Genomic DNA, 12,288 nt, shown 5'->3' on the forward strand with positions numbered 1-12,288 from the left:
GTGATTGTGCCAAGGGGCGCCCGATGATTGTGCCAAGGGGCGCCCGCCACCCGTGACTTCACCCCCCATACGCTGTGGGGATGTTGGTCTACATCCCGGCGGCCCTGCTCTTCCTCGTCTTCTGCTGGCGGATGCTGCGTGAGCGCCGGAGGTTCGGCAACGCGGTGATCCTGGGGCTCGCCGTGCTCTGCGGTCTGGTCGCCTGGATGTCCCGGCTGCTCAGGTCCGGTTCGACGTCGGGCCTGGTCATCGCCTTCTCGCTGCTCGCGGTCGGCGCGGTGGGGATCCTCGTGCTCACGTACCTGCTCTTCGTCAACGGCCTGCGGATGCTGCGCAAGGAAGGGCGGAGCCCGACCAATCTGCTGTCGCTGATGGCCGCCCTGAGCATCGTCGGTGTCATCGCCCTCCTGATCACGGCCGCGGTCGTGCGGACGCCGGTACTGCTCGGGGTGGGAGCGGCCGCTCTCGGGCTGTCGGGCTACGTCTCCTTCCTCTTCCTGAGCTTCGTGTGTTACGCCTTCCTCTACGGCCGCTTGCAGGTCCGCCGCAGGGCCGACTTCGTGGTCGTCCTCGGCTCGGGGCTCGTCGGCGGTTCCACGGTGCCGCCGCTGCTGGCCAGCCGGCTCAGGCGGGCGCAGGAGGTGCACGCGCGGCTCACGGCGCACGGGCGTCCTCCGGTGCTCATCACCTCGGGCGGTCAGGGGCCGGACGAGGATCTGCCGGAATCCCACGCCATGGCGGACTACCTGACGGACCGCGGATTTCCCGCCGAGCTGATCGAGCGTGAGGACCGCTCGACGACGACGGAGGAGAATCTGCGGTTCAGCAGGGCCATCATGGAGCAGGCGCAGCCCGACTACCGGTGCGTCGTCGTCACGAACAACTACCACGCCTTCCGCGCCGCGCTCACCGCGCGCCGGGCCGGGGTCAGGGCCCAAGTGGTGGGAGCGCCCACGGCCTCGTACTTCTGGCCCAACGCGACGATCCGTGAGTTCGCCGCCGTGCTCGTGGCCTACCGCCGGACCAACCTCTGCATCGGTCTGCTGTTCGTCCTCGGCGGGGTGCTGGTCTGGGCGGCCCGTTAGCCGGTCGGTCGCTCGGCCCGCCCGGGTCGCGCGCGGCGGTCGGCGGCTACTCCGCGTGGCCGTGTCCGGCGCGCCGACCGCCCCGGATGCGCCTTGCATGAGGGGCAGCGCGCGGAGTCCGCAGGGACGGCATGCTCCCGGCCGCGCGAAGGATCGAGGTCTGTCTGTCATGCGTGTGCGTCCCACCGTCACCGCAGCCGCTTTCACCGTCGCGGCGCTCGCCCTGATGTCGCCGCAGGCGTCGGCCGACGTCGAACCCCCGGTGGAGCCGCCGGGGCAGATCGAGGCCGAGGCGGAGGACCGCACCGAGGCCCGGACCGAGCCGTCCCTGTCGATCACGCCGAGCCCCGGCAGGCCCGGGCAGTCGGTGGTCGTCTCCGTCAGCGGCGGCTGCACCGCCCCATCGGCCACCGCCCGCTCGAACGCCTTCACCCAGAACGTCCACCTGTCGACCGGTTCGGCCGGCGTCTACACGGGCACGGGCACCATCCGTGCCGACGCCCACGCCGGAAGCCACACGGTGAGCGTCTCCTGCCCCGGCGGCGGCACCTCCACGTACTCGATCACCGTGGCGGGGGCGACGACCCCTGACCGGGGCGTGCGGGCGGGGCCGGCGGTTCGCACGGCGCGGACGCCGTCTATCTGGGGGCGGGGATCGCGCTGGTCCTCGCGGCGGGCGGGTACACCGCGTACCGGTTGCGGCGTCGGCAGTACTGAGGCGCGCACGCCGACGGCCGGGAGGTCCGCCCTCCCGGCCGTCGCGGTTGTCGGGTTCCGCGCGCTGGTGCCTGTCAGGCGGCCGCGTCGAGCACGGAGTCGATCTCGCGGAGGAAGTCGTCGAGGTCGTCCGGGGTACGGGACGTGATGAGGTCCCAGCCCCGCGCACCGCAGTGCATGACGGACTTGTCGACCCAGGTGCCCTTGGCGTTACGGATGTCGGTAGCGACCGAGGCGTACGACGTGAGGGTCTTGCCGTCCAGGACACCGGCCTCGACCAGCAGCCACGGGCCGTGGCAGATCGCGGCCACCTTGCGGCCGGACTCCGCGAAGGAGCGGACCATCGCGACGGCGCTCTCCTCCAGGCGCAGAGTGTCGGCGTTGACCGTGCCGCCGGGCACCAGCAGCAGGTCGTAGGAGGAGGCGTCCGCGTCGGCCAGGGTGAGGTCCGGGGCAACGGTCTTGCCGGGGTCCTTGTCCCCGACGAGGGTGCGGATCTCGTCGCCGGACACGGCGGCCACGTCGACGTGGGCGCCCCGGTCGCGCAGGTGCTGCACCGGCACCACCAGCTCGTCCTGTTCGACTCCGTAATTGGTCACGATCGCCAGTACGCGGCGGCCGTTCAGGGTGTTGTCAGCCATGACGTTGCCTTTCCTGGTTTTTCTGGCTTCCTGGTCAGCGGGCAGTGCGGCCGGTCACCAGCCGGTAGAGGAAGAGGACGACCACCGAGCCGACGACGGCCGCGATCCAGGTCGACAGGTGGAAGAAGCCGTTGATCGACTCCACCCCGAAGATCAGCTTGCCGAGCCAGCCGCCGAGGAGCCCGCCCACGATGCCGAGCAGCATCGTGACGATCATCCCGCCCGGGTCCTTCCCCGGGGTCAGTGCCTTGGCGATCGCCCCCGCGATCAAGCCGACCAGAATCCAGGCGATGACGCCCACGGTGCTACCTTCCGTTCACTTTCGAGTCGATCGGTCGCTCCGGTACCCGCCTTCAGCATGACTACACGGCGGGGCGCCGCCAGACGGATCCGGCGACCGGAGTAAGGATCGGTTGCCCTGGTGACCGTGCGTCACTCAGGACCAACGGCCCTCACGGGAGGGAAGGAAGTCCCCCGTTCTCAGGGCAGCGGCATCAGGCGGTAGAACACGGTGGCGACGAGATCGCGGGCGTACTGGGTGTCGAGCAGGCCGGGGCGGAAGAGGATGCGGTACATCATGGGGGCCACGACGTGGTCCATCACCGTGTCGGTGCCCGGGACGTGTTCGCCGCGTGCGGCGGCGCGGCGCAGGATCGTCTCGACCTGTTCGACGGCGTAGGCGGAACACTGACCGGCGTTGGTGCCGTCAGGGTCACCGGCCAGGGCGTCCCGGATGTAGGAGCGGCCCGGCGGCGAGGACATCTCCTCCAGGAAGTCCGCGGCCCAGCGCTCCAGGTCCTCGCGAAGGTTCCCGAAGTCGCCCGGAGGCGCCTCGGGACGCAGTCGTTCCACCGCGACGTCCGCGAGGAGTTCCTGGAGGTCTCCCCACCGGCGGTAGACAGTCGACGGGGTGACGCCGGCGCGCGCGGCGACCCGGGGGACGGTGAGGTCGCCGCCCTCCGCCTGTAGTTCGCGCACCGCGGTGTGCACGGACTGCTGGACTCGGGCGCTGCGTCCTCCGGGACGGACGGCTGGTCTAGGGCTCACCCCTTCACCTTAACGCAAAGACATTGCTTGTCCCGGCGCCGCCGAGCGTGCCCCGGTGGCGTGTGGAGGCATTCCCCTCCCCCGCTTGCGCGGCTCCGGCGCGCGGGTCATCTCGTACGCGCGGCCTGCCCGCAGCACCGTGGCCTCGCCGAAGGGTCTGCCGATGAGCTGCATCCCGATGGGCAGCCCCGCGGTGTCGGCGCCGACCGGGAGGGTGAGGGCGGGCAGGCCCGTGATGTTCGCAGGGGCCGACAGTCGTACGTAGGCGTCGGACACGCTCTCCTCGGAGCCGTCCGGCCAGTGGATGGTCCGCTGGTCGCGGTGGGCGGCGGTGGCGGGCACTGTCGGCGCGGCGACGACGTCGACGGATTCGAACAGCCGCGTCCAGGCGTCGCGCATGAGCGTGCGGGAGCGGCGGGCGCGCAGGTAGTCGGCCGCCGGGACCAGTCCGCCCGCTTCGAGAAGGGTGCGGACGTCGTCGGAGTACAGCTCGGGGGTCGTACGAAGGGTCCGCTCGTGGTAGGCCGTGGCCTCGGGGACCATGAGCCCCCACTGGGTCGCCTGGATGTACTCGGTCATCGGGATGTCGACGCCGACCGGTTCGGCACCGAGTTCGCCGAGCGCGTCGATGGCGGCGCGGACGGCTTCCTCCACCTCGGGGTGCACCCGCTCGAAGTAGTGATTCCGGGGGACGCCGACGCGCAGGCCGGTCAGGCTGCCGCCCGAAGGGCGACCGGAAGGGCGAGAGGGGGACGAGAGGTGGGGCCGGGCGGGGTCGCGGTGTCGCCCGCCTCGACGAGGAGCGCTTCGAGTACGAGTCCGGCGTCCTCGACGGTGCGGGTGATCGGCCCCACGTGGTCCAGGGACCAGGACAGGGGTGTGACGCCGTGTTCGGGGACGAGTCCGTGGGTGGGTTTGAGGCCGACCACGCCGTTCAGGGCCGCGGGGACGCGGATGGAACCGCCGGTGTCCGTTCCCAGGGCGAAGGTCGCCTCCCCCGCCGCGACCGCCACCGCCGAGCCGCCGCTGGAGCCGCCGGCCACCCGGTCGTGGGCCCAGGCGTTGCGGGTCTGGGGCGTGGTGAGTCCGTAGGCGAACTCGTGGGTGTGGGTCTTGCCGATCAGGACCGCTCCGGCGGCGCGCAACCGGCTCGCGACCGTGCTGTCGCGGTCGGCCGCGCGGGCCGAATCGCGGACTCGGGAGCTGGCGGTGGTCGGCACTCCCGCGACGTCGATGAGGTCCTTGAGGCCCATGGGAATGCCGTGCAGCGGGCCGAGGTGCCGCCCCGCCGCGATGTCCTGTCCGGCTCGTACGGCCGCCCGGTGCGCGGCATCGGCGAGGACCGTCACGTAGGCACCGAGATGCCCCTCGACGGCCTCGACGCGTCGCAGCACCGAGGCCGTCAGCTCCACGGGCGAGAGCTCCCGCGCCGCGATGGCCTTCGCCGCTTCGGTGAGCGTCAGCTCATACGGCCGCATCGTCCCGCCCCCTCACTGAGGTCGAGATCGCGCAGTACGGCGATGACGTCCAGGACGTGGTTGGCGGTGGCCGTCACGAGGTCGAGCCGTCCTGGGTCGAGCGGGAGTCCCGCCCGCTGTGCCCAGCGGGCCACCTCGTGCGGGAGCAGATCGGTGCCGGGGGTCGTGGCCATGGTCAACGGAGGTCCTTATCCGTAGAGACTAAACGCGCAACATTTGCGTTAGTGGACCGTACGGCATACCGTCGCCTAAACGCAAAGAGATTGCTTTTGCCTTCGCGTCGACCTCCAGCCCTCAACCTCAACCTCAAGGACCCTGAATGGCCAAGGACACCGCCTCCCCGCAGCCCGCCGACAGCCCCGCGCCGAGCTGGGCCGTGGGTGATCTGCTGGTGCACCGCATCGACGAAGTGGCGCTTCCCGCGCAGACCGGCCCCTGGTTGCTGCCCGCCGCCACTCCCGACGTCGTGGATGGCACCCCGTGGCTCCGGCCGCATTTCGCCGGGGCCGACGGCGTCCTGCGGCTGGCCAGCCACACGTTCGCCGTCGAGGCGAACGGACTGCGCGTACTGATCGACACGGGCATCGGCAACGGCAAGACCCGGACCAACCCCGCCTGGCACGGCCTGGACACCGACTACCTCCACCGGCTCACGGCGGCGGGCTTCGCGCCGGAGAACGTCGACCTGGTGGTCCTGACCCACCTGCACACCGACCACGTCGGCTGGAACACCCGGATGCAGGACGGGAATTGGGTGCCCACCTTTCCCCACGCCCGTTACGTGACGTCCCGCGCCGAATGGGACCACTGGGCGAGCAGCGACCTGGAGGAGCCACGCCGGCAGATGTTCCGGGACTCGGTCCACCCCATACGGGACGCCGGGCTGCTCGACCTCGTCGACATGACGGGCCCCGAGACCGACGTGGCCGACGGCGTGCGGCTGTTGTCCACCCCCGGCCACACACCGGGACACGTCGCCGTGCGGCTCCACGGCGGCGACGGGGACGCCGTCGTCACCGGCGACTGCGTGCACCATCCGGTGCAGATGCGCCACCCCGGCATCACCAGCTGCGTGGACACCGACCCGGACCGGGCCGTCCGCAGCCGCCGGGAACTCCTCGCGGGGCTCGCCGACACCGGGACGCTGCTGCTGGGCGGCCACTTCCCGCCGCCGACGGCGGGCCGCGTCGTCAGGGACGGCGGCGGCTACCGCCTCAAGACCGTGGCCCCCCGCCGGGGCGGCACGGCCTCGGCCCCCGACACGCATCCGGGAGCCGAGGCCGATGGTCGGAGCGCCGCGTCGAGGCTCAGTAGAGCTTGTTGACGGCCGTGGCGGTGGTGGTCTTGAAGTCGCCGACCTGGGCGTCGGCGAAGGTGCCCAGCTGACCCCACGTCACGAGCGTCACCGTGTTGCCGTCACGTCCCACCGAGAACATGTTGATGTCGGTGGCCCCCCACGAGGCGACCGTGTGGACGCCGTAGACGTGTGCGCCCTCCTCGACGTTCACCTTGCCGTAGTACTTCTGCGAGGCGGTGATCTCGGGGTTCAGCTTCATCACCGTCTCCGCGCACCCGTCCAGCTTCTTGCGCAACAGGGCCGCGAAGTCCTTGGCCCGCTGCTCGCCGCGCTCGACCACGGTCACCTGGAGCGCACCGGTGTCGAGGTCGGTGCGGTACGTGCGGTGCACGGAGATCGACGGCAGCGCCTCGCCGACGCACATCGGCAGCGGGTCGGGCTGCCCGGACGTCACCGGCCCGGCGTACCAGGGCGACGACGCGTGCGGCGGCAACTCGGAAGGCGCCAGGAAGAGGGGCGTCGCGGCGGCGGAAGCCGGCACCGCCCCGGCGACGACACCTGTCACGGCCACCGCGGCTGCCGCGGCGAACAGACTCTTGTTCTTTCGTGCGTTCATCCTCATCGTTCTCCCCCACAGGGTTCGGTCGGCCTGCTCCGGGCGGATCCGTCCGCCCTTCGACCCCACGCCCCGTACGACCCGCGGCGCCCCCGGGCCGTTGCCCTCACGCATGTCACAGCTCTGTCTGCCATGTCACCGAACCGCAACACGCCACCTCAGGGCCTTGCCCCACCACCTCGGAGCCGTCACACCAGCCCGGTCACGGTCACGGTCACGGAGACCTGAAGGGCACCCTCCGCCGTCCCGCGCAGGGACTCGGTGACCGCGGCGCGCACCGCCCGGGTCACATCGACGGCGCGATGGCCCCGGTGCAGGACGACATGCACCTCGACGCGCCAACGTCCGGTGCCGCCGAGCGGTGTGACACGTACGCCCGAGGAGTGCGACGGCCTTCCGGTGCCGGGGGTCCCCGTACGTGCGCGCCCGAACGGGCCAGAGGCGCGCAGGAGTTGGGCAAGGCCTGGCCGCAGGAAGGCGACCCCGGCGGTGCCGAGGACCGCCCTGGCGACGGTGTCGGTCAGGTCACCGGATGCGCGTTGCTCCGTCACGGTCGCCGTCCTTCCACGCCGTCGTCGTCGATGATGTCGCCGATCGTCACGTCGACCGTCGCGACCGGCATGCCCAGCTCGGCGTCGGCCGCCTCCAGCACTCTGCGGCGGACGCGCTCGGCGACCTCCTGGAGGTTCCAGGTGAGGGCCACTTGCACTTCGAGGCGGATCTTGACCGGGCCCCGTCGCAGGCGTCCCGCCGGGGCGGGGGGCGCGTCGGGCGCGTCGGGCGCGTCGGGCGCCTCGTCTTGGGGCCGGACCTCGATGCGGCAACTGCCCGCCCGCACCCCGGTCAGGGTCTCCGCCGCCGCGCGGACGGTCCGGGCGGCGGCGGCCTCCACGATCCACGCGTCCTCTTGCTCGTCGCCGAGCGGCAGTCTCCGGCCCGGCCGCAGTTCGAGCCGGACCACGTCCATGACGCGGCCGACGAGCGCGGAGGCGTCGGCCTCCTCCCGCTCCTGCGGCTCCGCGGCACGCGCGGCGGAGACGACGTCCTCCAGATGGCGCAGCGTGTTCAGCGCCTCGGCGCAGTGCGGGCACGCCTCGGCGTGGGGATCGGGCTCGCCGCTCTCCCGGTGCCCCCATACGCTCCACAACTGCCGTCCACAGGGCAGGCGTTCGCGCTCCGCGAGGCCGCCCGCCAGGTTCCCCCCGGTGGCCGTCTCGCGCTCCTCGCCCGGCCCGGTCTCCTCGTTCACCGCCATGCGGCCATCGCCTCCGTGAGATAGCGCCGCGCCCTGAAGACGCGGCCGCGCACCGCCTCCGGGCTGATCCCGACCGACTCGGCGATGGATTCGTACGGCAGGCCGTTGAGTTCGCGCAGCACCCAGCACACCCGCTGTTCCGGTGACAGCCCTGCCATCGCCCTGCTCAGGTCCGCCACGGCCGCGTGCCCCTCGGCCACCCTGGCGGGCGAGGCCTGGTGCTCCGGGGCCGGTGGCTCGGGCACGCCGTCCAGGTCCACCGCGGGGCGGCGCGCGCGCAGCACGTTCAGGCACCGGTTCGTGACGATGCGGTGTATCCAGGTGCCGAACCGGGCGTCACGCCGGAACTCCGGCAGCTTGCGCCAAGCGCTCACGAACGACTCCTGCACGGCGTCCTCGGCCTCCGTCCGACTCCCCAGCAGCCGCGTCGCCAGCCGCAACAGGCCGGGCGCGTGGCGTCGTACGAGTTCCTCGAAGGCCTCTTCGTCACCTTCCCCGGCCCGTACCGCCAGCAATCCGTCCTCGCGCCGTGCGGACTCGTCCGCCGCGTCCTGCGGCGCTCGGTCCCGGTCCCCGGGCACACGCGGCTCCTCTCGTCCAGGTCGTACTCGTACGACACACGGAAAGCCGCCCGCGTGACGCGGCGAGGGCACGTTACCTCCCAGGACGAGAAGTTCTTCCGAGGCGCGTAACGAATCCCCGCCGTCCGTGTCAGACAAGCACGGAGCCGGGCACCCGGCCCGGGTACCGAACGCTCGGCGGGCTGACAGGGCGGCGGACCGGCCAGGACCGGTCAGCTGTGTGTCAGTCGGTCACAGGACTTCGATGACGAGGAGATGCCGGTATGGCGACTCAGGACATCCATTCGAACGCGACCACGTCCGGTGGCGGCGACAGCGGCTCCACCGGCACCGCCCACAGGAGCGCGGGCGGCGCCGCGGTGGCGGGCGCCACCACGGTGACGACGGGCGGTAGCGGGGTGGGCGAGCCGGCCGCGACCCGGGGGAAGACCTCCATCGCCGACGTGGTGGTCGTGAAGATCGCCGGGATGGCGGCGCGGGAGATCCCCGGTGTCTTCGACATGGGCGGCGGCCTCTCGCGGACCATCGGCGCGGTGCGCGACCGGGTCCCGGGCGGGCGCCCCAACGTCGGACGCGGCGTGAAGGTCGAGGTCGGCGAGCGGCAGACGGCGATCGACCTGGACATCGTCGTCGAGTACGGCGTGCCGATCACCGACGTCGCCCATGACGTGCGGGAGAACGTCATCGGCGCCGTGGAGCGGATCACCGGCCTCGAAGTCGTCGAGGTCAACGTCGCGGTCAACGACGTACGGCTGCCCGACGACGACACCGCGGACTCCGCCGGTGAGACGCGGGTGGAGTAGCGCGGCCCCGGGCTGGGCCGTGACGTCTCCTTTCTCGTGACGTCTCTTTTCTCGTGACGTCTCCTTTCTCGTGACGTCTCTTTTCTCGTCACGTCTCTTTGTGTGGTGTGGGGTGAGTGGTGAGCACAGCTCTGGTAGGCATGATCGCCGGGATGGCCCTGGGGTTCGCCGGTTGGTTCGGCGGCTTCGGCGCGTTCCTCGTGGTCGCCGCGCTCGGCGCGGTCGGCTTCGTCCTGGGCCGTCTCGTGGACGACGGCACGGATATACGGGACTTCCTCGGCGGCCGTGGCCGGGGACGGCGATGAGTGCGACGCCGGCGGAGCGCGGCGCCACGGCCGCGGCCGAGCGCGGCACGACGACGGTGGCCGAGCGCGCGGTGCGCCGCATCGCGGAACGGGCCGCCACGGAGGCGCTGGCGCCGGGCGAGGTGCAGGTGCACCGGGGCTCCGCGGTGGTGCGGGGCCGCCGGGCGGGGGTGGGCGTCGCCGTGACGCTGCCCTACCCTGCCGTGCTCGACGAGGCGGGCGAACGCGTACGGTCCCACGTCGCCGACCGCACGGCCCGCCTCACCGGTCTCGCGGTGTCCTCGACCGGGGTCCAGGTCCGCGAGCTACGTGTGTCGGTGGCCACGCCGGAGGGGCGGGCGCCGGAGGGGCGGGCGCCGGAGGGGCGGGCGCCGGAGGGGCGGGCGCCGGGATCCGCGTACGGGGTTCGGGCGCGGCGGCCGTGGCGGCCGTGGTCCGAACGCCGCGTCCCTGTAGGAGCGTTGGCGTTCGCCTGCGCGGCGCTCTGCGCCCTGTTCCTGTACGACGTGGTGTCCGTCCACGCGGCCGGGCGGCCTCCCGCCCGGTGGCGCGGCCGGCTGATGGAGTGGCTGACCACGCACGGCCCGGACAGCGGCGCATGGCCCGGCGCGGCGATGGCGGCCGCCGTGTTCCTCGTCGGCGTATGGCTGCTGGTGCCGGCCCTCACGCCGGGGCGGCGGCGCGGGCTGCCCATGGCGGGAGCGTCCGTGGGGGTCCGGGCCGTGCTGGACCGGCATGCCGTGGCGATGCTGCTGCGGGACGCCGTGACGGAACTGCCCGGCATCACCCGGGTACGGGTCGGTGTCGGGCGACGTGGGGCATGGGTGCGTGCCGGGCTGGAGTTCGGCGACCTGGATTCCGCGCGCCGTGCGGTGGCCGGGACCTCCGAGGAGACGTTGGCCGCCTGCGGTCTGGCGAGGCCCCCGCGGCTGCGGGTCCGGGTGCGCGCCGAGCCCGCCTGGAGTGCTCCCGCGCCACCGGAGGCGGACGTGCCGCCCGCGGCTGACGGTTCGACACGGAGGAGCACCCTGCCATGAGCCGACTCCGTAACGGCACCAACCGCGCGGCGTTGTTCGGGGCGGCGGCGGTGCTGCTGGCCTCGGGTGCCACGCTGGCCTCCGCGACCGGCGTCGTCGGCGACCGGCTGCCCGCGAACTGGCCCCGCCTCCCGGCGGGCAGGACCTGGCTCGACGGGGAGGCCCTCGGCCGCTGGCGTGACCAGGGCTGGTGGCCGACCGGGGTGATCGTCGCGCTCTCCGTCGGCGTCCTGCTGTTCCTGTGGTGGGGCGGGGCGCAGGTCCGTGCGGGGCGTCTGCGAGAGGTGCCGCTCGGTCAGCCGGGCGTGACTCTGTCCGGCCCGGCGCTGGCCGCGGCGATGGCCGAACGGGCGGCGGCCGTCGACGGCGTGGCCCGCGCCCACGTGACCCTGCTGGGCCGCCCCCGGCGGCTGCGCGCCCGCATCACCCTGGTCCTGGCCGCCGAGAGCCGCCCGGAGGCCGTGCTGGGCGACCTCGGGCGGCGGGCCGTCGCCGAGGCGAGAGCTGCGGCCGCGCCCCGCGTCCTGGAGGTCGACGCACGCCTGACAGTGCGGCGCCACAAGACCCGGAGACTGCGCTGAAGCACTTCCACCGGGCGCCGCGTCGGGGTTCTGGCGACCGGCGCGTCATCGTCGGCCCCGGAGGTCAGGCCGCCCTGGCGTCCGGCACCTCGCTGGAGGCCGGGCCCGCCCCGCGGCCGATCAGCACGGCCACGCGGGCCCCTGAAGCAGCGGTGCCGGCTCGCGGGCAACCTGGGCCGCCTCAGCCACGACATCGAGCGCCTCGGCGGCCGTCCCCGGCCACGCGACCGACGGGCCCGGCGGGCCGGGAAGCCCAGCGGCCCGGGAAGCCCGGCGGAGAGAACCCCTAGGGTCGGGGAGCGGGGCGAGAGGCGACCTCAGGTCGCGCGTCGGCCTTCCAGGTCGCGCTTGAGGTTGCGCAGCGTCCTGTCGATGTTCCCGGCCTGGAACTCGGCGAACGTATGCCCGCGGGTGGCGAGCCGGTCGAACACGCCGGCCACGAAGTCCGGCCAGGAGCGCCGGTCGTCCGTCCACGTCTCGGTCACCCTGGTGGCACCGCCCGCCTCCCCGGAGCCGGCCTCCTCGAAGCGGTACTCCCAGGTGGCGATGGGACCGCGCAGACGCGGGCGCTTGAACCCGATCGCGTGCACACGGAAGGCGAAACGCCTGCCGGGCTCGGCCCGGGTCACCGTGCAGCGCGTCGTCCAGCGGACCGCGCCGCGTTTGTTGTGCCCCTCGAAGACCATGCCCACGCGGGCGGCTCCGTCCGCGCCGATGATGGTGGCGCCCAGGTTCTCGGGGCTCCACCGACCCATCTGCGTGGGGCGGCTGCCTCGTACACCGCCGACGGCGGCGCCTGGACCAGGATGCTGCGGGACACGGTGAGCGTGCGGGGCATGGGGGAC

At 72.9% G+C, this 12,288-nt stretch carries 15 protein-coding genes and 2 pseudogenes; 6 read left to right on the forward strand and 11 right to left on the reverse strand.

The genetic code is table 11. The features are described from left to right. Positions 1-80 precede the first annotated feature (80 nt). A complete protein-coding gene (locus ACOBQB_RS11565; protein WP_423591163.1) occupies positions 81-1,085 on the forward strand; it encodes a YdcF family protein in 1,005 nt (334 codons plus the stop codon). Between the two features lie 468 nt (positions 1,086-1,553). On the opposite strand, the gene ACOBQB_RS11570 is transcribed toward ACOBQB_RS11565, so the two are convergent. The 6 genes and pseudogenes from ACOBQB_RS11570 to ACOBQB_RS11595 form a co-directional block, all read right to left on the reverse strand. Then, entirely contained in the window at positions 1,554-1,811 is a 258-nt protein-coding gene (locus tag ACOBQB_RS11570; protein ID WP_423591165.1) for a hypothetical protein, read from the reverse strand. A 65-nt stretch (positions 1,812-1,876) separates the two neighbouring features. Beyond that, positions 1,877-2,443: a type 1 glutamine amidotransferase domain-containing protein gene (locus tag ACOBQB_RS11575; RefSeq protein ID WP_423591167.1), complete on the reverse strand. Its 567-nt coding sequence runs from the start codon at positions 2,441-2,443 to the stop codon at positions 1,877-1,879. Positions 2,444-2,477: 34 nt separating this feature from the next. After that, entirely contained in the window at positions 2,478-2,744 is a 267-nt protein-coding gene (locus ACOBQB_RS11580; RefSeq protein ID WP_423591168.1) for a GlsB/YeaQ/YmgE family stress response membrane protein, read from the reverse strand. 179 nt (positions 2,745-2,923) lie between these two features. Then, positions 2,924-3,490, reverse strand: coding sequence for a TetR/AcrR family transcriptional regulator (locus ACOBQB_RS11585; protein ID WP_423591170.1), 567 nt, complete (start codon positions 3,488-3,490; stop codon positions 2,924-2,926). Between the two features lie 9 nt (positions 3,491-3,499). After that, positions 3,500-4,968: pseudogene (locus ACOBQB_RS11590) on the reverse strand (amidase). Beyond that, the gene (locus tag ACOBQB_RS11595; RefSeq protein ID WP_423591172.1) at positions 4,950-5,141 is read right to left on the reverse strand and encodes a hypothetical protein; all 192 of its coding nucleotides are present in this window, start codon (positions 5,139-5,141) and stop codon (positions 4,950-4,952) included. The pseudogene ACOBQB_RS11590 and the gene ACOBQB_RS11595 overlap by 19 nt, the downstream one beginning before the upstream one ends. A gap of 146 nt (positions 5,142-5,287) precedes the next feature. On the opposite strand from ACOBQB_RS11595, the gene ACOBQB_RS11600 reads away from it, so the two are divergent. Then, positions 5,288-6,292 carry an MBL fold metallo-hydrolase gene (locus ACOBQB_RS11600; RefSeq protein ID WP_423591174.1) on the forward strand — a complete coding sequence of 335 codons (1,005 nt, stop codon included), beginning with the start codon at positions 5,288-5,290 and terminating at the stop codon, positions 6,290-6,292. Here ACOBQB_RS11600 and ACOBQB_RS11605 read toward each other — a convergent pair. From ACOBQB_RS11605 to ACOBQB_RS11620, 4 genes are all read right to left on the reverse strand, one after another. Then, the gene (locus ACOBQB_RS11605; protein ID WP_423591176.1) at positions 6,276-6,881 is read right to left on the reverse strand and encodes a hypothetical protein; all 606 of its coding nucleotides are present in this window, start codon (positions 6,879-6,881) and stop codon (positions 6,276-6,278) included. The two genes, ACOBQB_RS11600 and ACOBQB_RS11605, sit on opposite strands and share 17 nt — an antisense overlap. A gap of 188 nt (positions 6,882-7,069) precedes the next feature. Next, positions 7,070-7,432, reverse strand: coding sequence for an Asp23/Gls24 family envelope stress response protein (locus ACOBQB_RS11610; RefSeq protein WP_423591178.1), 363 nt, complete (start codon positions 7,430-7,432; stop codon positions 7,070-7,072). Then, a complete protein-coding gene (locus tag ACOBQB_RS11615; protein WP_423591180.1) occupies positions 7,429-8,136 on the reverse strand; it encodes an Asp23/Gls24 family envelope stress response protein in 708 nt (235 codons plus the stop codon). The genes ACOBQB_RS11610 and ACOBQB_RS11615 overlap by 4 nt, the downstream gene beginning before the upstream one ends. After that, a complete protein-coding gene (locus ACOBQB_RS11620; protein WP_423598422.1) occupies positions 8,127-8,651 on the reverse strand; it encodes an RNA polymerase sigma factor in 525 nt (174 codons plus the stop codon). The genes ACOBQB_RS11615 and ACOBQB_RS11620 overlap by 10 nt, the downstream gene beginning before the upstream one ends. 329 nt (positions 8,652-8,980) lie before the next feature. On the opposite strand from ACOBQB_RS11620, the gene ACOBQB_RS11625 reads away from it, so the two are divergent. The 4 genes from ACOBQB_RS11625 to ACOBQB_RS11640 all read left to right on the forward strand — a co-directional run bounded on the left by ACOBQB_RS11625 (position 8,981) and on the right by ACOBQB_RS11640 (position 11,443). Continuing rightward, a complete protein-coding gene (locus ACOBQB_RS11625; protein WP_423591181.1) occupies positions 8,981-9,520 on the forward strand; it encodes an Asp23/Gls24 family envelope stress response protein in 540 nt (179 codons plus the stop codon). 119 nt (positions 9,521-9,639) lie between these two features. Then, positions 9,640-9,825 carry a hypothetical protein gene (locus ACOBQB_RS11630; protein ID WP_423591183.1) on the forward strand — a complete coding sequence of 62 codons (186 nt, stop codon included), beginning with the start codon at positions 9,640-9,642 and terminating at the stop codon, positions 9,823-9,825. Then, a complete protein-coding gene (locus ACOBQB_RS11635; protein WP_423591185.1) occupies positions 9,822-10,862 on the forward strand; it encodes a DUF6286 domain-containing Asp23/Gls24 family envelope stress response protein in 1,041 nt (346 codons plus the stop codon). The genes ACOBQB_RS11630 and ACOBQB_RS11635 overlap by 4 nt, the downstream gene beginning before the upstream one ends. Next, positions 10,859-11,443: a hypothetical protein gene (locus ACOBQB_RS11640; protein WP_423591187.1), complete on the forward strand. Its 585-nt coding sequence runs from the start codon at positions 10,859-10,861 to the stop codon at positions 11,441-11,443. The genes ACOBQB_RS11635 and ACOBQB_RS11640 overlap by 4 nt, the downstream gene beginning before the upstream one ends. 317 nt (positions 11,444-11,760) lie before the next feature. On the opposite strand, the pseudogene ACOBQB_RS11645 reads toward ACOBQB_RS11640, so the two are convergent. Next, positions 11,761-12,281 (reverse strand): annotated as a pseudogene (locus tag ACOBQB_RS11645) (SRPBCC family protein). Positions 12,282-12,288: the final 7 nt, after the last annotated feature.

This window comes from Streptomyces sp. G5(2025), from assembly GCF_049542075.1.
In the GTDB taxonomy this organism is placed as follows: Bacteria; Actinomycetota; Actinomycetes; order Streptomycetales; family Streptomycetaceae; genus Streptomyces.